Consider the following 19,551-nt stretch of genomic DNA (forward strand, 5'->3'; position numbering starts at 1 on the left):
GAAACGCAGGCTTTTGAGCCAGCCTTGCTTTGCGCTCTACTATATGAGCGCGGCACATGACTGCAAGGATCGGCGCCTGCATTTAGAATGCTTCAAAAACGAGCGTGAATTCGCCTGGGATTTATTTGGCCGAAGCGAGAAATCTGCAGTTGGGTCCGGTCACCGCCCTGATTTGGAAGGGCGACAAACTCTCGTGTATAGCGCTGAGCGCGGGGTGTGGAATGATTTCCGCCGAGTCGGGATGGCCGCCTGACGGGCTTGGATAAATAAAAGATGACTTCTAAAGACGCGCAAAAACGAACCTGTCTCGCGATCGTCCTCGCGGCTGGCCAAAGCAAGCGCATGCGCTCGGATCGGCCGAAGGTTCTGCACGAACTCGCGGGCCGCTCGCTGCTCGCGCATGTGCTGGCGTCGGTGGGTGCGGCGGGGGCGGAGCGTGTGGCGCTCGTCGTCGGCCCGAGCCACGATGACGTGGTCAAAGAAGCCAAGAGTATCGCGCCCGATATCGATGTCTTCGTGCAATCGCCAGCGCTCGGCACCGCCCACGCCGTGCTCGCGGCCAAAGCGGCGATTGCCGAGGGCTATGACGATATCCTCGTCGCCTTTGGCGATACGCCGCTGGTGCAGCCGGAAACCTTTGCACGGCTGCGCACGGGGCTTTCCGCGCCGGGCCGCGCCGTCGCGGCGCTCGGCTTTCTCGCCAGCGATCCGCGCGGCTATGGCCGGCTGATTCAGGAGGGCGATACGCTGATCGCGATCCGCGAGGACCGCGATCTGCGCAATGACGAGGGCGAGATCCTCTTCTGCAATGCCGGTCTGATGGCGATCTCCGGCGCGACGGCGTTGCCACTGCTTGAATCGATCGGCGCCGCCAATGCGCAGGGCGAATTTTACCTGACCGATATTGTCGCTGCGGCACGCCGTGACGGCCTGAGCGCCGTCGCGATCGATGCGCCGGAGGAAGAAGTGCTCGGCATCAACGATCGTCAGCAGCTCGCCGTGGCGGAGGCGGTCTTGCAGGATCGGCTCAAGGCCTATGCGATGCGCGGGGGCGTTACCTTCGTCGATCCGAGCCGTGTGCAGCTTTCCTACGACACGACCTTCGGTCGCGACGTGCTCATCGAGCCGGATGTGTTTTTCGGACCGGGCGTGAAAGTTGGCGACGGTGTGACGATTCGTTCTTTTTCCCATCTCACGGGGGCGGAGATCGGCCCGCGCTGCATTATCGGGCCGTTTGCGCGGCTGCGGCCCGGCACGGTGCTCGCGGAGGATGTGCACATCGGCAATTTCGTCGAGGTGAAGGCTTCAGTGCTCGCCGCGGGCGTCAAGGCCAATCACCTCGCCTATATCGGCGACGCATCGATCGGCGCGAAGACGAATGTCGGCGCCGGCGTCATCACCTGCAATTACGACGGCTTCGCCAAATTCCGCACCGAGATCGGGGACGGCGTCTTCGTCGGCGTCAATTCGGCGCTTGTCGCGCCGGTGAAGATCGGCGATGGCGCCTATATCGGGACCGGCTCCGTCATCACCGAGACTGTCGAACCGGACGCGCTGGCGCTCGCCCGCAGCCACCAGGTTCAAAAGCCCGGCTGGGCGAAGGCATTCCGCGACAAGCAGAAGAAATAGCGCTCAGGCGGCCTGCGGCAGCGTCCCGTCCGCGCGGCGCGTGGCGAAGATCACATAGGGCACGAACGCGAGAATCACGAAGGCCCAGGGATCGAAGCCCCCACTCGCCGTGATCCAGATGAGGGACGGCAGAAAAGCGAGCGGCAGAAGCGCCGCCCAGTCCCGCCAGTCGCCGCCCTGACGCCAGAGATGCGCGGCCAGCATCGCCATCGGCAGCGCCCAGATCGCGAGATCATATTCGAGCATGATCGGCGTCGCCAAAGGCATCGCGATGCAGAAGGCGAGCGCGCGGGCGAAAAGACCCTGCGCGCGCCGCCAGACCCAGAAGACCAGCGCGAAAGCGCCGAGCGTCGCCATCGCCTGGGCGATTTCCGCTGCGCGGTGGCTCAGCGTCAGCTTGTAGACGGCGGCGAAGACGGTCGGCACGCGATTGCTCTGTACCGGATTGCCGAGGATCATGGCCGCGTGGTCCGGCAGATGCGCCAGGAATTTCCACCAGATGTCGGCGCCGAAACAGGCGAAGCTGAGCAGGACAAGCGCGGCGCTTGTCGCGGCAAGCACCAGCAGCGCGCGATACTCCCGCGCGGCCAGCAGGCAGACCGGCGCCAGGATGAAGACTTGCGGCTTGTAGATCAGCAGGCCGAAGAGAAATCCTGCGAGCCACGCGCGGCGATCGGCGAGCGCCAGAAGGCCGCCGGCGATCAGCGCCGCGGTCAAGGCGCCGTTCTGTCCGTCCGCCGCGTTCTGGATGAGCGGCGGCGCGATCAGGACGAGAGGCAAAGCGAGCCCGGAGAGACGCCGGACAAGGAGCCCCAAGCCGAGCGCGCCCGCGCCGACCCAGGCCGTCAGCGCGATTAGATAGGGCAGGCGCGACAAAGGCGCCACGAAGAGCAGAAAAGTCGGCGGATAGGCCCAGGGAAAGTGCTGGGCAAGCCCGGAAATGGAATCCTGAAGCGCAAAAAAGCGCGGCTGATCGAAAACCGCGATAGCGTCGCCTGCGTGGACGAGGATCGAGGCGGCGTAGAATGTTAGGAAATCATTCCCCACGACCGATCCGGCGCCATTGCGCATTCCGCCAGCGGCAGGCACAAGACAAAGGCCGAGCGCCAAAGCTGCATAGATGCCGGCGAGCGTCCGCAGCGCCACAAGCGGCAGGCCGCGGCTCAGCGGCGGCCCGGTCCGGGCCAATTGGCCTTTGGCGAGAAGGGTCATTCGGCTCCCCGGCGGACGCATTGGGCAAGCGTTCACTTTATGGAGCCTATTGCTCTCTGATTTGCTAACGAGGCCCGGGGCTCATAAGTCCCCAGTGCCGAGTGACGGCAAAAGGGAAGATCAAATGTGCGGAATCGTTGGTATTCTTGGAAATGGCCCGGTCGCGGGACTGCTCGTTGAAGCCTTGGGCCGGCTTGAATATCGCGGTTATGATTCCGCCGGGATCGCTACGCTGGAGGGCGGCAAGCTCGTGCGCCGACGCGCCGCGGGCAAGCTGAAGAATCTCGAAGCGCTGCTCGCCGCCGAGCCGCTTTACGGCCATTCCGGCGTCGGCCACACGCGCTGGGCGACGCATGGCAAGCCGACGGCCGAGAACGCCCATCCGCATCGCAACGGCAAAGTCGCTGTCGTCCATAACGGCATCATCGAGAATTTCCGCGCCTTGCGTGAGGAGTTGAAGGCCAGAGGCCATGCCTTCGAGTCAGAGACGGATACCGAGGTCGTCGCGCATCTTGTCGGCGAGGCTTTGGCCCAGGGCCTTTCGCCGCTCGAGGCGGTGGCCGAAAGCCTGCCGAAGCTGAAAGGCGCCTTCGCGCTCGCCTTTCTCTTCGAGGGTGAGGACGATCTCTTGATCGGCGCGCGGGCCGGCGCACCGCTCGCCATCGGCTTCGGCATCGGGGCGCGCGACGGCGAGATCTATCTCGGCTCGGACGCTATCGCGCTCGCGCCGCTGACCGATCAGCTCGCCTATCTCGAAGAGGGCGATTATGCCGTCCTGACGCGCCAGGGCGCCAAAATTTTCGATGCCGCCAATCTGCCGGTCGAGCGTAAGCGGGTCAGCGCGCCGGTTTCGGCCTTCCTTTTCGACAAGGGCAATTACCGGCACTTCATGGCCAAGGAAATCCATGAGCAGCCCGAGGTCGTCGGCCGCACCCTGTCGCATTTCCTCGATCTGTCCACAGGCACCGTGTCGCTGCCATTCGAATTGCCGGTCGATGCGGCGACGCTGCCGCGGCTGACGATCTCGGCCTGCGGTACGGCCTTTATGGCCGGGCTCGTCGCGTCCTATTGGTTCGAGCGCATCGCGAGATTGCCGGTCGAGATCGAAGTCGCCTCGGAATTCCGCTATCGCGAACCGCCGATGGAGAAGGGCGGGCTGATGCTGCTCATCTCGCAATCGGGCGAGACGGCCGATACGCTCGCGAGCCTGCGCTACGCCAAGGCGCAAGGGCAGAAAATCCTCTCGATCGTCAACGTCCCGACCTCGACGATGGCGCGCGAGAGCGATGTCGCGGCGCTCACTTTGGCGGGGCCGGAGATCGGCGTCGCCTCGACCAAGGCCTTTACCTGCCAATTGGCGCTGCTCGCCTGTCTGGCGCTCGCCTTCGCCAAGGCGCGCGGCACGATCGACGCGAAGGAGGAAGCGCGGCTCGTCGCCGAACTCACCGCCGTACCCGGCCTCATTGCCGAGGCGCTGAAGCGCGAGCCGCAGGTCGAACTCCTGGCGCGCGATCTCAGCAAGGCGCGCGACGTGCTCTATCTTGGCCGCGGCACCTCCTATCCGCTGGCGCTCGAAGGCGCGCTGAAGCTGAAGGAAATCTCCTACATCCATGCCGAGGGCTATGCCGCCGGCGAGTTGAAGCACGGGCCGATTGCGCTGGTCGATTCCGATCTGCCCGTCATCGTCCTCGCGCCGCGCGACCACGTGTTCGAGAAAACGCTATCGAACGTGCAGGAGGTCGCGGCGCGCAACGGGCGGATCATTCTCATCTCCGAGCCCGAAGCTGCACATGAGCTTGGCGTGCCGGCGGAGGTGATCGCTTTGCCGAAGATGGCGCCGGACTTTTCCGCGCTCGTCTACGCCGTGCCGGTGCAATTGCTCGCCTATCACACGGCTGTCTTCATGGGCAAAGACGCCGACCAGCCGCGCAATCTCGCCAAGAGCGTGACGGTGGAATAGGAGCTCGAACACGAGTGCTGCCTGCGTTAAAGCCGCGTTCTGCCGGTATGACGCCTGATATCTTCGTAGATGTAAACTGAGACGGAAAGCTGGTTCCGCGGCCAAGCGCAAGCGCAGCGAGCCCGGCCCTATCAGAATGGCTTGCCGCAGGCCGTTTGCGGCAAGGACAAGGAGGGATTCGTGACGAATGTCCGATCGGTTATCGTTTCGAGGAAGGCAATTAGCTCGGCAACATCGCCACGTGGTATGATCTGCGCCATGTTCGAGTCGCCGCCAACATGCGCGCGGATCGCCGCTTCCAGAGTCTTGGCCGAACCATTGTGCAGATAGGGTGCGGTGATCGCTACGTTGCGCAGGCTCGGCGTGCGGAAGCGATTCTTATCCATAGTGCGGCCTGTTACGGTCTCTAGACCTTCGTCGTGGGGATTGCCTGTCCCGATGTTGTGATAATCGAGGTCGGTGAAATTGACACCGGAGTGACAGGCTGCGCAACCGGCCTTGCCGAAGAAGCTAACCATGCCGGCTTTTGCGAAGGGTGTAATCGCGTTGGCATCGCCGCGCTGGTAACGGTCAAAGGGCGAATCGAAGGAAAGCATTGTGCGTTCGAAGCTGGCGATGGCCTTGACCGTGTTCGCTACCGTGATCGCGTCTTTCGGAAAGGCCGCGGCGAACATTTGCCGGTAGCAGGTGTCGGATTGCAGTCGCCCGACCAGCACCGTCATTTTGCCATGCATACCCATCTCCACCGGATGGGTGTTGGTCAAAGGCATGACGGCTTGTTGCTCCAAGCGGTGGCGGGTGGAATCGGCCCATGTCAGCGGATCGAAATAAGCGACATTGGCGAGACCCATCACATTGCGCAGTCCCTGTACGTCGCCGATGCCGGGGTGGGTGGCATTGCCATCCGTGAAACCCCGACCTTGCTCATGGCAAGTGGCGCAGGCTGTTGTTCCATCGAGCGACAAATCGGCATCGTAGAATAGCCTTCGGCCGAGCGCGACCTTGGCAGCCGACATAGGATTGTCCGCCGGCACCTTCGGCGGCGTTACGCCGGCCGGCAAATGCCAGTCGTAAGCCGCTGCAGGCACGCCACGCCAGGCCACCCAGACAAAGGCGATTATCAAAGTCAGCCGCGCGATCACAGTTTGGGCGAGATCATGATATCGAGCGTCGGCGCCGCATTGGCCGAGATCTGTACGATGTAGTGGCCCGGCTTGAGCGGAAAGGCGACGGCCTTGCGGATGCTGGAACACTCTGGCCCGTGGCCGTGAGCTGTCGAAGCGATCTTGCTTGCCCCCGAGACGACATCAATCCAGGCGCCGGAGCCGAGACTGAATTGATACGTGCCAGCTTTGCTGATCTGCACCGCCAGAATTCCGCCATAAGCCACTGAGCCTCCCGGCTTGTCAGGCTCGACGACGTAAGCGACCTCACGCGTGTGATGCAGCGTTGCCTGGACTGCCTGACCGGATTTGAGCGTAGCTGCTGCCGAATCTGCCTCCTTGGTCGCGCTTTGCAGCGGCGTCTTCGACGTCCAACCGCTTAAGGCTTGCGGCAAAGACGTATCCAGGGCGGCGCATGGTTTCTGGGAGCCGGGCATCTCCTGCGCCAACGCGGCAGGACACGGCAGCGCGAGCACAAACGAAAGCACAGCGCATCTTGCAAGCATTTCCCGTTGCTTCATTCAACTTTCCTCAAAGCGCGCTCACGGTCCTAAAGCAACCCCGGCATTGCCGGGGATTGAAGGGCCAAGCTGTATTGACAGAGTTATAGCTTAACATTAATGGATTTCTTCGTGCAATATACAAAAATATATAGCTTTGGGTGATGAACGGCGCGTTGATCGGGCTCTCCACGCCGCCAACGAGTTCACTCCGGCAAACGACTGAATGGGTACGGGGGTACTAAATCATGAGCAATATAAATACGCGTATTTTGCGCTTCGGCCGCAACGGCATCGGTGCCGGCATTGCCCTGGCGCTGGCAACGACGGTGGCACGGGCCCAGGATCCGGCGGTTTTCAATCTCGGCGAGATCGACGTCACGGCGCCGAACGATTCCCAAAATCAGACCACCGACAATGGAGCCGCCCTCGGCGCCACGACGATCACCAATCAGCAGATGTACGAATTCGATCTTAATACGCTCGATCAAGCGGCAACGCTCGCCCCGAGCGTTGTCCAATCGAGCTCGGGAAATGCGCGTAACGAGTCGGTGCTGTTTGTCCGCGGTTTCAACCGTTATCAGGTGCCGCTTTCAATCGATGGCGTGCGCATCTATCTGCCCTATGATGATAATCTCGATTTCGCACAATTTCTTACCGCTGATATTTCCGAGGTTCAGATCGCCAAGGGCTACGTCTCGGTCCTCGACGGCCCGGGTGCCATTGGTGGTGCGATCAATCTCGTCAGCCGCAAACCGCAAAAGGCGATCGAGGGCGAAATACGAGAGGGGACGGAATTCGGCGACGGCCAGTTTCTCGGTGCTTCTACGAATCTATATCTCGGGACCCGACAACCGAATTGGTATCTGTCGGGAAGCGCCAATTTGGTTCAGCTCAATGGTTTCCCGCTGTCCGAGTCCTTCACGCCGACAGATTCCCAAGGTCCGGGCCTTCGCGACCATTCTGAAACGCTCAACGCCAGCGGGAGCGCCCATTTCGGATTCACGCCGAATGCGACAGATGAGTATTCAATCAACTTCGTCAAACAAGTCGGCCAAAAAGACGCGCCGTTCCAGACCGATCTCCCGGTGACTTCTCAGAAAAACTGGACTTGGCCTTATTGGAACGTTCAAAATATCTATTTTCTGTCCAATACCGCGATCGGTGATTCTTCTTATGTGAAGACACGCCTTTATTACAGCCGGTTCGACAATGCGCTGTATGCTTACAATCCTGACGGTCTGTTTGACCTGCAAACGTTCAAAGGAGCTTTCCAAAGCTTTTACCACGATTACGGCATCGGCGGCAGTGTCGAAGCCGGCACCAATTTCGGTAAGTTCGACACGCTCAAGGGAACGCTTCAGTATCGCCGCGATGATCATCAAGCGTATGAATGGGCACCCACTACCGGAGTCCAACCGCAGACCGTTGACCTTACGGACACTTATACGGTTGCGCTCGAAAATACGGTGCACATAAACAGGCAGTTGGATTTCGTTCTGGGGACGGCCTACAACTGGCGAGACACGCCCGAGGCGCAATATTACAGCTCTACGGCTCCCGGCAATATCGCCTATTATGCGACGAACAAGCTTGGTGCACCGGACGGCCAGGGGGCTTTGATCTGGCGCTACTCGGATAGTGACACATTGTCCGCAAATATCTCGTCACGAGAGAGATTTCCGACGATGTGGGAACTCTATAGCGCAGAATTCGGCAATGCGCTTCCAAATCCCACTCTTCAGCCTGAGCGCGCAACCAATTATCAGATTACCTGGAGCAGGAAGTTCGGCAGCACAGGTGATGTCAGCGCCGCTGTTTTCTACAGCGACGTCCAAAATCTTATCGAAGGGGTCGAGCTCAGCCCCAGTTTAGTTCAGAATCAGAATGTCGGGACCGGTTATTTTGTTGGTGCCGAAGCCTCGGGCTCCTATCAACTGCGTGACGATCTTTCTATCGGCGGGAATGTATCCTTCATCCGCCGCCATGTCGACGATCCGCAGGGAACTGGCGCGACGCTCCCGACCTACGAGCCTACGGGCGTCCCTTTCGCTGAGGGATTCCTGTATGTGACCTGGTCGCCATTGCACAATCTCAATTTGACTCCCAGTGTCCAAATCGCCGATAGCCGCTGGACGGAAAACGAAACTGGTCCAACCTATTATTATTATCAGACCGGCGCCTATCATCTCGTAAACTTCATAGGCAGCTATCAGTTCGATAATCATTTCACCTTGCAAGCCGGCGTCAAGAACCTGCTCGATCAGAACTACGCTCTCTCCGATGGCTATCCCGAGGCGGGACGGACATTCTTCCTCAAGGGCCGGCTGGTCTTCTGACGGCAGCGACCGAGATATAGCGTGGGTCGGTAGAGCCACGCTATTTCTCCGCTGCGCTCGGCGAATTCCAAATCAGCTCGCCGGCTTCTTCTGCATCTCGCGCCAGCGTTTTGCCGCGCGCGCGGCGTTCGCTTGCGGCGCATCGAGGAAATAGACCAGCGAGGCTTGCGACGAGAAGCAGAGGATTTTGTGCGTGTCGGGATCGTTCCAGTAAAGCGAGCAATCGGTCGGGATGCGCTTGCCCGCGGCGACGCCAATGGCGTCATTGTCGCCGAATTCGCCCTTGCCCTGCATCGGATGCGGCCGGCCGATGTCCCACATGTCCCAATCGCCGCCTTTCCTGGACTCATGCACGGTGAATTTCATCGCGGCCGCGGAATCTGCCTCGGGGTCCTCCGGCGTCGCCGCGGGCTTGACGTCCTGCGCGCGCGCCGCGACGAGCGCGATCATCAACAGAGCCAGCAAGGCGAAGAACCGCGCGCCAGTTTTCGTCATCCAAAGGGCCTCCCTTGTCGCAAGCGCGTTCGAGATGGCGCGCCCATGCGGGGGATTGTAAGCTCCCGCCACGCGGAACGGGCATTGAGATGTCTTATCCACGCCATGAGCCGTATTAATGGCGAGAACCGATGCTGTACGATACGATCCTTCTGCGGACCTTCGCCGCTGTCTGCGATACCGGCAGCTTCACCAAGGCCGCGCGGATGGTGAACCTCACGCAATCCGCGGTCAGCCTCCATATCAAGCGGCTCGAAGAGCAGATCGGCGCGCGCCTGCTGCGGCGCGGCGCGGAAGGCGTTGGGGCGACGGAGCAGGGCGAGGTTCTGCTCTCCTATGCGCGGCGCATTCTCGCCCTGAACAAGGAGGCCGAGCGGCGTCTCGGCGGCAAGGGCGACGGGCTTATCCGCATCGGCGCGCCGGAATATTTCGATCTCAACCAGCTTTCGGTCCTGATCCGGCAGTTTTCCGCGCAAAATCCGGCTCTGCGCCTGCAGATCGAATTGGGCATCGGCCCCGACATTGCGGCCATGCTCGAAGCCGGTGACCTCGACCTTGCGATCCTCAGCCGGGAGATCGGCGAGGGCGACGGCATCGCGCTTTCGCGTGAGCGGCGCATCTGGGCGGCAGGCCGGGCGATGCGCCTCGGCCCCGACCAGCCAGCGCCGCTTGCCCTCTATCCGGCGAATTGCCGGTGGCGCCAGGTCGTTCTGGAGCAGCTTGACCGCGCCGGGCGGCCGTGGACGATTGTGGCGCAAAGCTCCGGCATCGCTGGCATTCTCGCCGCGCTCGACGCCGGTCTGGCGATCACCATCTTTCCGGAAAGCAGCCTGCCGGAGACGCTGCGTCCGCTGGGCAGCGCCGAGGTGCTTCCGGCCTTGCCGGACTTTGAATTCGTGCTGCGCCGGAGCCAGACCCGCAGTGTCGCGGTCGATCATCTGGCCGAGATGATCGCCAGCTTCTTCCAGCTCTCGGCGGCGCTGCGCAAGGCACCGGAAAAACAGGCTGGGCGCCTCATTCACTCCTGAGCCAGGCGCGCCCGGCCGGCAAAGTTGCCTTTTGCAGCCCTTTGCGATTGTTTCGGCCGCCGTCGCAAGCTATTGCGGCGCATCAGTTTCTCTAGCTCACATGTGCCGCCTTTATGCGTCTTTCCCGTTATTTCCTGCCTATTCTCCGCGAAAATCCCAAAGAGGCCGAGATCGTCTCGCACCGGCTGATGCTGCGTGCCGGCATGATCCGGCAGGAAGCCGCAGGCATCTACGCCTGGCTGCCGCTCGGCTTCCGCGTGCTGCAGAAGATCACGCAGATCGTCCGCGAGGAGATGGACCGGGCGGGGGCGATCGAACTGCTGATGCCGACGCTGCAACTCGCAGATCTCTGGCGCGAGACCGGGCGTTACGATGCCTATGGTCCAGAGATGTTGCGCATCAAGGATCGGCACGAGCGCGAATTGCTCTACGGCCCGACCAACGAGGACATGATCACGGAGATATTCCGTGCCTCGGTCCGCTCTTATCGCGACCTGCCGAAGAACCTCTACCATATCCAGTGGAAGTTCCGTGACGAGCAGCGGCCACGTTTTGGCGTCATGCGCGGCCGTGAATTCCTGATGAAGGATGCCTATTCCTTCGATATCGACGAGGCGGCGGCGCGGCGCTCCTATCAGCGCATGTTCGTCGCCTATCTGCGCATCTTCGCCCGCATGGGATTGAAGGCGATTCCGATGCGGGCCGAGACCGGGCCGATCGGCGGCGACCAGAGCCACGAATTCATCATCCTCGCCGATACCGGCGAATCCGGCGTCTACATCAATTCCGATGTGCTCGACCTGCCGATCCCGCCGGCCGATGTCGACTACGACTCGGACCTGTCGTCGATCATCGCGCAATGGACCACGCTTTACGCGGCAACGGACGATGTCCACGATGCCGCCCGCTTCGCCAAGGAGACGCCGCCTGAGAAGCAGCTCCACAAGCGCGGAATCGAAGTCGGCCAGGTGTTCTATTTCGGCGATAAATATTCCAAGCCCATGAAGGCGGTCGTCACCGGGCCCGACGGCGTCGAGCGGCCTGTCCTCGGCGGCTCCTATGGCGTCGGCGTCTCGCGCCTCGCCGGCGCGCTGATTGAGGCGGGGCACGACGAGGCCGGCATCATCTGGCCGGAGGCCGTCGCGCCGTTCCGAATCGGGATCGCCAATCTCAAGGTCGGCGACGCCGCGACCGACGCGGCGTCCGAGAAACTCTACGGCGCCCTCCAAAAAGCCGGGATTGACGTTCTTTATGACGATATGGACGAGCGGCCGGGGGCTAAATTCGCGCGCCTCGACCTGATCGGCCTGCCGTATCAGATCATCATCGGGCCGAAAGGCCTTGCCGAAGGACAAGTCGAAGTGAAGACCCGCAGCACCGGTGCCCGCGAGAACATTTCCCTCGATGCGGTCGTCAACCGTTTCGCCGGCTAAGCCGTTCGGGAGGTGAGCGATGGCCATATTCGCGCCGTTCGAATGGACGATCGCGACGCGCTATCTGAGGGCGCGGCGCTCCAGCGGCTTTGTCTCGGTGATCGCCGGCTTTTCCTTCTTCGGCATCATGCTGGGCGTTGCGACGCTGATCGTCGTGATGTCGGTCATGAACGGCTTTCATAAAGACCTGCTCAACAAGATCGTCGGCATCAACGGCCATATTTTCCTGCAAGCGGCGGATACGCCGCTCACCGATTACAACACCGTGGCCAAGCAGGTCGAGAAAGTGCAGGGCGTCGATCTCGCCATCCCGATGGTCGAAGGCTCCGCCTTCGCGTCGTCGAACTTCGCCCAGAACGGCAGCGGCGTTCTCGTCCGCGGCATCCAGGAGACCGACATCCGGCGCCTGCCGGGCATTGCCAACAATGTCCGCGCCGGGACGCTCGACGGGTTCGATACGGCGGGCGGCGTCGCCATCGGCCAGCGTCTCGCCGAAAATCTCAATCTGCGCGTCGGCGACAAGATCAAGGTCATGACCGCCAATGGCGCCCAAACGCCGTTTGGCGTCGCGCCACGCGTCAAGGCTTACAAGGTCGTGGCGATCTTCGAGATCGGCATGGCCGAATTCGACGGCATTTTCGTCTATATGCCGCTGCCGGAAGCGCAGGCCTTTTTCAATCTCGACAAGCAGGCGAGCGTCGTCGAACTCTTTCTGCACGATCCGGAAAATATCGACGCCGTGCGCGGAAAGATCGAGCAGATCATAACGCGGCCGATCATCATGACCGATTGGCGCGAGCGCAATAAGACCTTCTTCGATGCGCTCAATGTCGAGCGCAACGTCATGTTCATCATCCTGACCCTGATCGTGCTGGTCGCCGCGCTCAACATCATCTCCGGCCTGATCATGCTGGTGAAGGACAAGAGCCACGATGTCGCGATCCTGCGCACGATGGGCGCGACGCGCGGCGCCGTCATGCGCATCTTCCTGATCACCGGGGCCTCGATCGGCATCGCCGGGACTCTCGCAGGCTTTCTGCTTGGGCTGCTGATCGCGGAAAATGTCGAGACGATCCGGCAATTTCTCAACCAGATGCTGCACGCCAATCTGTTTCCGGCGGAGCTTTACTTCCTTTCGCGGCTCCCCTCGGTGGTCGATCCGCGCGATGTCGCGACCGTCGTTATCATGACGCTTGCTCTGTCGATCCTGGCGACGCTCTATCCGTCCTGGCGGGCGGCCAAGCTCGATCCCGTCGAAGCCTTGCGCTACGAGTGACATGAGCGAACCCGTCCTTCAGCTTCAGGGCATCACGCGCGTCTACAAGCAGGGAGGCGCGGCGCTCGCCGTGCTGAACGACGCCGAATTCACCCTGTTCCCCGGCCAGTCGGTGGCGTTGGTAGCGCCGTCGGGCGCCGGTAAATCGACGCTTCTGCATGTCGCCGGCCTGCTTGAGCGGCCCGATGGCGGCGAAGTCTTCATCAATGGCGTGGCGACGTCGCAGCTCTCGGACGACGCCCGCACGGCGCTCCGGCGCAATACGGTCGGCTTCGTCTATCAGTTCCATCATCTGCTGCCGGAATTCACGGCGGTCGAGAATGTCATGCTGCCGCAGATGATCGCCGGGCTTTCGCGCCAGCGGGCTCGGGCGCGGGCGCTCGAATTGCTTGACTATCTCGGCCTCGCCGCGCGGGCGAAGCACCGACCGGCCGAGCTTTCCGGCGGCGAGCAGCAGCGCGTCGCCATCGCCCGTGCCGTCGCCAATGCTCCGGGTATTCTGCTCGCCGATGAACCGACGGGAAATCTCGACCCCCATACCGCCGATCATGTCTTCTCGGCGCTGGAAACGCTGGTCGAGGCGACGGGCCTTGCAACATTGGTTGCAACGCATAGCCAAGCGCTCGCCGCACGGATGACTCGGCGGGTGACCCTTGATGAAGGAAATGTACGGGAGACGGGCTAAGCGTTGAGGCGGGTATTCCGGCTTGCGTGCCCGACGGGGTTCAGGCCGCGATCGTGGGGTCCTGACCGAGGTCTTCCAGGCGTTTGCTCAGTTCCTGAACGCGCCGTTTGAGTTCGACATTCTGGGCTTCAAGGTCGCGCAGACGCGCGGCGGCTTCGGCGCCGGCGTGGGATGCAATAGGCTTTTCGGCGGACTGCTGCGCCGCGTCGATAAAGCTGACGCCGATCGAATCCTTATCCCGCCACACCAATCGCGCATGATGGCTGCGCTGCTTGGCCGGAACGAACACATCGAATTCGGACGGCACGGCCAGCGTGTCGCTCAACGCAATTCTGGCGCCGCCCACCGAATAATTCTTGATGATACAATCAATGGTGGTCATACGATTGTTGTATGTTATCTGCGCGCGCAGAAAACTTCGTATGCGCTCCGTCGATCTCAGCTCGTGCTGCATACGAGGCCTCCTAGCACTGCCGCGCATCTCATCAAATCTGCAATTAGTGTAGTTGTCTTGGGTTAATACTTGCTCAACTTAGCCGGAGAAACGCACGTAACCTCAAGGGGATTTGAAGAGCCTCGCGCAGGTGCAAAGGGTGCCGGCCTATGCTAACGTTGCGATACTTCGGGGGTATTTAACGTGCTTTTTCGTGTAATCGGTTTGCTCGGAATTCTGGCGTTTTCGCTCGCCACGAGCGGCTGCACGTCTTGCGGCAAGCTGGACCAGTTCCAGTCGCCGACGCTCCCGAAATTATGCCATGCGGATACCGCGCCGAATTAATCTGCTCGCTGAAACGGATCGATACCGTGACGCGCCAGCCGGGCAGGCGCTCGGTCGCCACTGTAGCCTCGGCAACAGAATACTCAATCAGCTTTAAATCGAACTTGGATTGATGTTCGCGCCCGAACGAGGCAGTCTTGCGCGCGTCTGGCCAACGCAAAAGGGACGAGATGGCTGCGAAGACCGTTAATGCACCGCAAGACCAGGCTGGTCTGCCTTCGGAAGCGGATCAGGCCGAGCGCTTTGGCAAGGCGCGCTCGGCTCAGGCGACGGCCGTGCTCGAGGACTATGTCGAATTGATCGACGACCTGCTGAAGTCCGAAGGCGAAGCCCGGCCGACCGACATCGCCCGCCGGCTGGGTGTCTCGCACGCCACGGCCATCAAGAGCATCGCCCGGCTGAAGCGCGAAGGCTTCGCCACGTCCAAACTCTATCGCGGCGTCTTCCTGACGCCGGAGGGCGCGGCGCTGGCCGCCAAAGTGCGGGCCCGGCACCGGCTCGTGGTTGACCTCCTGGTCGCGATTGGTGTGCCACAGCACTGCGCGGAGCTTGATGCCGAGGGCATTGAACACCATGTGTCGGATGTTGCGCTCGCTGCTTTCGCCCGGTTTCTGGAACGCAGCGGAGCCGGCGGCCGACGGAGCAAGCCGGAATAATCGGCCGAAGTTCAGTTACCATAAGTCTTGAATTGCGGGGGGCCCGTGCATTTGCACGTAGGCCCTTAAGTGCGTTTCAAGGGTCGTGACATTAGGGCAACAGCTCGGGAGCATCTTCTACAGATGCGATGCACCGAAGAAGAAGGCCGCTTTTCAGCCATAAACCAACGGCTAGTCTGAAATCACTCGAAGGAAGCGAAGTGGTGTCGAGCCTCACCTACAACAGTCTCATTTGCAGAAACAGTTGTAGGCGGAGTTCGTCATCAGGAGTCATCGCCCGCGCCCCCCGCGTGGCATTGGGTGTCCCTCATTGGGGCTGTCGCTCACTTTTCGAACCAAGCGGGGTCATGAGAGTTGCAAGCGCGCGTCGTCGATAAGCAGAACTTTCCCAGCCGCCATGTGACGGAAGGGGCGGAGCGCCGTGACGCCGCCTGGTGGCAGGCGAGATTCGGCGCTATGCAGATAGTTCAGCCTCGCCTCGCCCTTATCGGCGCGGCAGCGTTGCTGGCCGCCACAATGCTTGCGCCGGGCCCCACGATTGCCTTCGACGGCACACCGCAATCGGCCGAAAACGCCGACAAGACCCCGCTGCAGATTTTCAAGAATCCCGAAGCCGCGCTACGCGCCGGGCTGGAGGATTTCAGGAGCGGCGATTCCCGCTCGGGCCTTCAGGCGTTGAAATACGCGGCGGCGGGCGGCGAGTCGCTCGCGCGCTGGAAACTGGCCAAAATGTATGCCGATGGCGACGGCGTTCCCCAGGACGACGAAAAGGCCTACGATTACTTCGAGCAGATCGTCGACAATTACGACGAGGATAATTCCAGCGCGCGTGAAGAAGCGGTTGTGTCCAGCGCCTTCGTCGCGGTCGGTGCTTATAGCCTCACAGGCATAGCGAACAGCAAGGTTGCCGCCGATCCGATGCGCGCGCTTGAGATGTTCCAGTATGCCGCGACGAATTTCGGCAATGCCGATGCGCAATATGATCTCGCCCGCATGTATCTCGACGGCGTTGGCGTCAACAAGGACGCGGGGCAGGCGGCGCGCTGGCTGCATCTTGCGGCCGAGAAGAACCATGCCGAGGCCCAGGCGCTGCTCGGGCAATTGCTATTCACCGGACGCGAGGGCGTCGCGCGCCAGCGCGGTCTCGGCCTGATGTGGCTGTCGCTCGCCCAGCAATCGTCCGGGCAGGACAAGAAGAATCAGTGGATCGCCGATCTTTACCAAAAGGCGAATGCCGCCGCGAGCGACACCGACAAGCAGATCGCCGCGCTTTATCTGTCCGATTTTAAGAAGCGGCACTGAGCGCCGCGTCGCGGCATCGCATTTCTTCACCGATCATCGAAGCGCGTGAGACGTGGCAATCCTGGCAGGATTGCCGCGTCGATTGTCGTTCTGATTATCGCGGCGTGACGACGTTACGATGCGCGGCGTCGGTGTGCCGTTAACTTCCCGACGAAAGCACGAACGGAGCAGTGACGAATCACTGATCGGGCGCGATTAGCGCTTTGTTCCCGGCGAGATCTTGCGTCCGCGGCGATACCGGCCACTATTTTCCGTAAATTGATGGCGCAAGACTGGCGCGCGCGGCCATCAGGATTAAGTTTTTTGTTTCGTTTTGAAGCGCGACGGATCGGCTATGGCGGATAAGGAAAAGATCGTTGCTGTATGGATCAGCGGCGCGGTGCAGGGCGTCGGCTTTCGCGTCTTCGTGCAGCGCACGGCGGAGCGCCACGGCGTGAACGGCTTCGTGCGCAATCGGATCAATGGCGATGTCGAGGCGCTTTTCGCTGGAACGATCGAAGCCGTCGATGCGCTCGTCGGGGCTTGCCGCAGCGGCCCGGCGGGCGCGCGTGTCGCCCATCTTGCCTTGTACGAACCAGATGCCGCCGTGCTGGCTGAATTGCCGCTCCGCGGCTTCGTCCTTTTGCCGAGCCTGTGATCCTAGCGGGCCGCGCTGGCGCGATCGAAACGCTCGCGCGCCGTATCGATCTGATCGACATGCGCAAGCGCCCATTGCCCGAGCGCCATCACCGGACGGCAGAGCGAATGGCCAAGCTCGCTCAAGGCATAATCGACGCGCGGCGGAACGGTGGGGTAGATCGTCCGCGTTACCAAGCCGTCGCGCTCGAGTCCGCGCAGGGTCAAGGTCAACATCCGCTGCGAAATGCCGTTGACGCGCCGCTTGATCTCGCTGAAGCGCAGCTCACCTTCGGCGAGCTGCATGACGATAAGCACGCTCCACTTGTCGCCGACACGGGCGAGAACCTGGCTCACCTTGCGGCAGTCGGCATGTTCGACCCGCGGCTTGTCGATAGTTACGTCCATGTTCGTCGCGCCCAAAAATGTGCCTTCTTGCGGCTTCTAACAGCAGTGCCGTAATTAGTCTAGGTTACAAACCAATACCAAGGTGGACCTATGACGACTCTGCTGCAAATCGATTCCAGCATTACCGGGCCGAATTCGGTGAGCCGGACGCTCACAACCGCCATCGTGGAAAAGCTGCGCGAGGCCAATCCAGGCCTTCGGGTGATCCATCACGACCTTGCTGCGGCGGCGCCCGCGCATGTGACTCCGGCGAATTTCCCCTCGGCCCATCCGATTTCTGCGGCGGCGGGCGACGCTCCGGAATTTGCCGCAGGCCGCGCCGCGAGCGATGCGATCCTCGACGAGTTTCTCGGCGCCGATATCGTCGTCATCGGCGCGCCCATGTATAATTTTTCCATCCCCAGCCAGTTGAAGGCCTGGATCGACCGCATTCTCGTGCCGGGCAAGACCTTCTCCTACGGCGCAGAGGGCTTGAAGGGCCTTGCGGCCGGCAAGCGCGTCATCATCGCCGTTACGCGCGGCAATTTTTATGGCCCCGGCCAGCCGACGGCCTCCTTCGAGCATGTCGAGACCTACCTGCGCTCGGTCTTCGCCTTTGTCGGTATCCCCAACCCGGAAGTCATCATTGCCGAAGGCGTGCAGCTCGGGCCGGACGCGCGCCAGACCGCGCTCGATAAAGCCTTGCAGCAGACCGCGGGACTGAACGCCGCCTAGCTCAGACGGTTCGGCCGAAGATCGACTCGAACGTCTGGCGGAGGGCGCGATCGACCTCCACCAGGCTCGCCGTGCCGCCGAGATCGGCAAGGCTGGTGAGGCCGAGATGCGGGGCGGCGATGCCGCAGGGCGTGATGCCGGCATAATGCGACAGGTCCGGCGCGACGTTGAGCGAAATGCCGTGGAAGGACACCCAGCGCCGCACCCTGATGCCGATGGCGGCGATCTTGTCTTCGGCTGGTTCGCCGTCCGGGCCGCTTGGCTTGTCCGGCCGGGCGACCCAGACGCCGACGCGATCTTCGCGGCGCTCGCCACGCACGCCAAATTGCGCGAGCGTGGCGATGATCCAATCCTCCAGCGCGGCGACAAAGGCCCGGACATCCTGCCCGCGCCGGCTCAAATCGAGCATGACATAGCCGACCCTTTGGCTGGGTCCATGATAGGTGATCTGCCCGCCGCGGCCCGTCTGGTGCAGCGGGAAGCGCAAGGCCCCTGCGTCGAACTCCGCCGCGGATGTGCCGGCGGTATAGAGCGCTGGATGTTCGAGAAGCAGCACTTCTTCGGCCGCCGCGCCTGCCGCGATCGCGGCGACGCGAGTCTCCATCAGGTCCAGCGCTTCGGCGTAGGGCGTCAGTCCGTCGAGCCTGCGCCATTCGACCGGCGCGGCGTCCTGCGCGTGCAAGGCGCGGGCGATTTGCTCACGCTGGATCAGGCTGCGCACAATTGAACGCTCGGCCGCGCCGCGACACTCTCGAACCAGCGGCGCAAATGGATATGATTGTCCATGACCGGCAATTTGAGCCGCCCGGCGATAAAATCAAGCGTCACGAAGCCAGTGATGTCGGCGGCGGTGAATTCGGCGCCGGCCACAAAGAGCGAGCGCGACAGGTGCTCGTCGAGATCGAAGAAAAAATCGGCGAGCCGCAATTTGCCGCGCTCGACGAGCGCCGGGATCTGTTCGTAGTCGCGCGGACCGGTGAGCGCCCGCGACCGCAAACCCCGGAGGAAATTCCCCACCGCCTCCATGCCGGGAAGGAAGCCGTCAAGCTCCATTCGCCGTTCCCACATCGTCACCAGCGCCTTGCCCTGCGGGTCGCGCCCAAGCAGCGGCCGCTGCGGTTCGGCCTCCTCGAAATAGCGCCAGATGGCCAGGACTTCGGTGATCAGCGTGCCGTTATCGAGTTGGAGCGCCGGGACGGTGCAGCGTGGATTGACCGCGCGATAGCCGGGGGAGAGCTGCTCCTGCGCGGTGAGATCGATTGTCTGACTTGGAACGGAAATCCCTTTTTCCGCCAGAAAAATGCGGACGCGGCGGCAATTCGGGGCGACGGGATAATCGTAAAGCCGCATTGTCCGGG

At 61.9% G+C, this 19,551-nt stretch carries 19 protein-coding genes; 11 read left to right on the forward strand and 8 right to left on the reverse strand.

Annotated features, from left to right (window positions below):
- Positions 1-273 precede the first annotated feature (273 nt).
- Complete coding sequence (glmU, locus tag CWB41_RS12990; RefSeq protein WP_115837512.1) at positions 274-1,629, forward strand: bifunctional UDP-N-acetylglucosamine diphosphorylase/glucosamine-1-phosphate N-acetyltransferase GlmU; 1,356 nt, start codon at positions 274-276, stop codon at positions 1,627-1,629.
- Between the two features lie 3 nt (positions 1,630-1,632).
- On the opposite strand, the gene CWB41_RS12995 is transcribed toward glmU, so the two are convergent.
- Positions 1,633-2,841 (reverse strand): glycosyltransferase family 87 protein, encoded by a 1,209-nt coding sequence (locus CWB41_RS12995; protein ID WP_165204341.1) that lies wholly within the window; start codon positions 2,839-2,841, stop codon positions 1,633-1,635.
- 124 nt (positions 2,842-2,965) lie between these two features.
- Here CWB41_RS12995 and glmS point away from each other — a divergent pair, with 124 nt between their 5' ends.
- Positions 2,966-4,801: a glutamine--fructose-6-phosphate transaminase (isomerizing) gene (glmS, locus tag CWB41_RS13000; protein ID WP_115837510.1), complete on the forward strand. Its 1,836-nt coding sequence runs from the start codon at positions 2,966-2,968 to the stop codon at positions 4,799-4,801.
- A gap of 131 nt (positions 4,802-4,932) precedes the next feature.
- Here the strand turns inward: glmS and CWB41_RS13005 are convergent, their stop codons facing one another.
- Positions 4,933-5,943 (reverse strand): cytochrome-c peroxidase, encoded by a 1,011-nt coding sequence (locus tag CWB41_RS13005; protein WP_245411344.1) that lies wholly within the window; start codon positions 5,941-5,943, stop codon positions 4,933-4,935.
- Positions 5,940-6,359, reverse strand: a complete 420-nt coding sequence (locus tag CWB41_RS13010; RefSeq protein WP_129396493.1) for a homogentisate 1,2-dioxygenase — start codon at positions 6,357-6,359, stop codon at positions 5,940-5,942. Before CWB41_RS13010 ends, CWB41_RS13005 begins: the two co-directional genes overlap by 4 nt.
- Positions 6,360-6,712: 353 nt before the next feature.
- Here CWB41_RS13010 and CWB41_RS13015 point away from each other — a divergent pair, with 353 nt between their 5' ends.
- A complete protein-coding gene (locus CWB41_RS13015) occupies positions 6,713-8,803 on the forward strand; it encodes a TonB-dependent receptor plug domain-containing protein (RefSeq protein ID WP_115837508.1) in 2,091 nt (696 codons plus the stop codon).
- Positions 8,804-8,875: 72 nt separating this feature from the next.
- Here the strand turns inward: CWB41_RS13015 and CWB41_RS13020 are convergent, their stop codons facing one another.
- Positions 8,876-9,298: a hypothetical protein gene (locus tag CWB41_RS13020; RefSeq protein ID WP_115837507.1), complete on the reverse strand. Its 423-nt coding sequence runs from the start codon at positions 9,296-9,298 to the stop codon at positions 8,876-8,878.
- Positions 9,299-9,429: 131 nt separating this feature from the next.
- Here CWB41_RS13020 and CWB41_RS13025 point away from each other — a divergent pair, with 131 nt between their 5' ends.
- The 4 genes from CWB41_RS13025 to CWB41_RS13040 all read left to right on the forward strand — a co-directional run bounded on the left by CWB41_RS13025 (position 9,430) and on the right by CWB41_RS13040 (position 13,720).
- On the forward strand, positions 9,430-10,326 hold the full coding sequence (locus CWB41_RS13025; protein WP_115837506.1) for a LysR substrate-binding domain-containing protein: 897 nt from the start codon (positions 9,430-9,432) through the stop codon (positions 10,324-10,326).
- Between the two features lie 113 nt (positions 10,327-10,439).
- Complete coding sequence (proS, locus tag CWB41_RS13030) at positions 10,440-11,759, forward strand: proline--tRNA ligase (RefSeq protein ID WP_115837505.1); 1,320 nt, start codon at positions 10,440-10,442, stop codon at positions 11,757-11,759.
- Positions 11,760-11,778: 19 nt separating this feature from the next.
- Positions 11,779-13,035, forward strand: a complete 1,257-nt coding sequence (locus tag CWB41_RS13035; protein ID WP_115837504.1) for a lipoprotein-releasing ABC transporter permease subunit — start codon at positions 11,779-11,781, stop codon at positions 13,033-13,035.
- A gap of 1 nt (position 13,036) precedes the next feature.
- A complete protein-coding gene (locus CWB41_RS13040) occupies positions 13,037-13,720 on the forward strand; it encodes an ABC transporter ATP-binding protein (protein WP_115837503.1) in 684 nt (227 codons plus the stop codon).
- Between the two features lie 40 nt (positions 13,721-13,760).
- Here the strand turns inward: CWB41_RS13040 and CWB41_RS13045 are convergent, their stop codons facing one another.
- Positions 13,761-14,102, reverse strand: a complete 342-nt coding sequence (locus CWB41_RS13045) for a PilZ domain-containing protein (RefSeq protein WP_245411343.1) — start codon at positions 14,100-14,102, stop codon at positions 13,761-13,763.
- A 566-nt stretch (positions 14,103-14,668) separates the two neighbouring features.
- On the opposite strand from CWB41_RS13045, the gene mntR reads away from it, so the two are divergent.
- The 3 genes from mntR (at position 14,669) to CWB41_RS13060 (ending at position 17,093) form a co-directional block, all read left to right on the forward strand.
- Positions 14,669-15,154, forward strand: coding sequence for a manganese-binding transcriptional regulator MntR (gene mntR / locus CWB41_RS13050; protein WP_115837501.1), 486 nt, complete (start codon positions 14,669-14,671; stop codon positions 15,152-15,154).
- Positions 15,155-15,508: 354 nt separating this feature from the next.
- Positions 15,509-16,456, forward strand: coding sequence for a tetratricopeptide repeat protein (locus CWB41_RS13055; RefSeq protein WP_245411342.1), 948 nt, complete (start codon positions 15,509-15,511; stop codon positions 16,454-16,456).
- Between the two features lie 334 nt (positions 16,457-16,790).
- Positions 16,791-17,093: an acylphosphatase gene (locus CWB41_RS13060; protein ID WP_115837500.1), complete on the forward strand. Its 303-nt coding sequence runs from the start codon at positions 16,791-16,793 to the stop codon at positions 17,091-17,093.
- 2 nt (positions 17,094-17,095) lie between these two features.
- Here CWB41_RS13060 and CWB41_RS13065 read toward each other — a convergent pair whose 3' ends face one another.
- Positions 17,096-17,479: a winged helix-turn-helix transcriptional regulator gene (locus tag CWB41_RS13065; protein WP_115837499.1), complete on the reverse strand. Its 384-nt coding sequence runs from the start codon at positions 17,477-17,479 to the stop codon at positions 17,096-17,098.
- Between the two features lie 90 nt (positions 17,480-17,569).
- Between CWB41_RS13065 and CWB41_RS13070 the strand changes: the two genes are divergently transcribed.
- Positions 17,570-18,193, forward strand: coding sequence for an FMN-dependent NADH-azoreductase (locus CWB41_RS13070; RefSeq protein ID WP_115837498.1), 624 nt, complete (start codon positions 17,570-17,572; stop codon positions 18,191-18,193).
- A 1-nt stretch (position 18,194) separates the two neighbouring features.
- Here CWB41_RS13070 and lipB read toward each other — a convergent pair whose 3' ends face one another.
- Positions 18,195-18,914: a lipoyl(octanoyl) transferase LipB gene (gene lipB / locus CWB41_RS13075; protein ID WP_425373467.1), complete on the reverse strand. Its 720-nt coding sequence runs from the start codon at positions 18,912-18,914 to the stop codon at positions 18,195-18,197.
- Positions 18,902-19,543: a glutathione S-transferase family protein gene (locus tag CWB41_RS13080; RefSeq protein WP_115837497.1), complete on the reverse strand. Its 642-nt coding sequence runs from the start codon at positions 19,541-19,543 to the stop codon at positions 18,902-18,904. The genes lipB and CWB41_RS13080 overlap by 13 nt, the downstream gene beginning before the upstream one ends.
- Positions 19,544-19,551: the final 8 nt, after the last annotated feature.

Source organism: Methylovirgula ligni (genome assembly GCF_004135935.1).
In the GTDB taxonomy this organism is placed as follows: Bacteria; Pseudomonadota; Alphaproteobacteria; order Rhizobiales; family Beijerinckiaceae; genus Methylovirgula; species Methylovirgula ligni.

What these genes read in the sequence shown, in the direction of transcription:
- glmU (WP_115837512.1), top strand. Translation starts at nt 274, where the DNA reads ATGACTTCTAAAGACGCGCAAAAACGAACCTGTCTCGCGATCGTCCTC.
- CWB41_RS12995 (WP_165204341.1), bottom strand. Translation starts at nt 2,841, where the DNA reads ATGACCCTTCTCGCCAAAGGCCAATTGGCCCGGACCGGGCCGCCGCTG.
- glmS (WP_115837510.1), top strand. Translation starts at nt 2,966, where the DNA reads ATGTGCGGAATCGTTGGTATTCTTGGAAATGGCCCGGTCGCGGGACTG.
- CWB41_RS13015 (WP_115837508.1), top strand. Translation starts at nt 6,713, where the DNA reads ATGAGCAATATAAATACGCGTATTTTGCGCTTCGGCCGCAACGGCATC.
- CWB41_RS13020 (WP_115837507.1), bottom strand. Translation starts at nt 9,298, where the DNA reads ATGACGAAAACTGGCGCGCGGTTCTTCGCCTTGCTGGCTCTGTTGATG.
- CWB41_RS13025 (WP_115837506.1), top strand. Translation starts at nt 9,430, where the DNA reads ATGCTGTACGATACGATCCTTCTGCGGACCTTCGCCGCTGTCTGCGAT.
- proS (WP_115837505.1), top strand. Translation starts at nt 10,440, where the DNA reads ATGCGTCTTTCCCGTTATTTCCTGCCTATTCTCCGCGAAAATCCCAAA.
- CWB41_RS13035 (WP_115837504.1), top strand. Translation starts at nt 11,779, where the DNA reads ATGGCCATATTCGCGCCGTTCGAATGGACGATCGCGACGCGCTATCTG.
- CWB41_RS13040 (WP_115837503.1), top strand. Translation starts at nt 13,037, where the DNA reads ATGAGCGAACCCGTCCTTCAGCTTCAGGGCATCACGCGCGTCTACAAG.
- CWB41_RS13045 (WP_245411343.1), bottom strand. Translation starts at nt 14,102, where the DNA reads ATGACCACCATTGATTGTATCATCAAGAATTATTCGGTGGGCGGCGCC.
- mntR (WP_115837501.1), top strand. Translation starts at nt 14,669, where the DNA reads ATGGCTGCGAAGACCGTTAATGCACCGCAAGACCAGGCTGGTCTGCCT.
- CWB41_RS13060 (WP_115837500.1), top strand. Translation starts at nt 16,791, where the DNA reads ATGGCGGATAAGGAAAAGATCGTTGCTGTATGGATCAGCGGCGCGGTG.
- CWB41_RS13065 (WP_115837499.1), bottom strand. Translation starts at nt 17,479, where the DNA reads ATGGACGTAACTATCGACAAGCCGCGGGTCGAACATGCCGACTGCCGC.
- CWB41_RS13070 (WP_115837498.1), top strand. Translation starts at nt 17,570, where the DNA reads ATGACGACTCTGCTGCAAATCGATTCCAGCATTACCGGGCCGAATTCG.
- CWB41_RS13080 (WP_115837497.1), bottom strand. Translation starts at nt 19,543, where the DNA reads ATGCGGCTTTACGATTATCCCGTCGCCCCGAATTGCCGCCGCGTCCGC.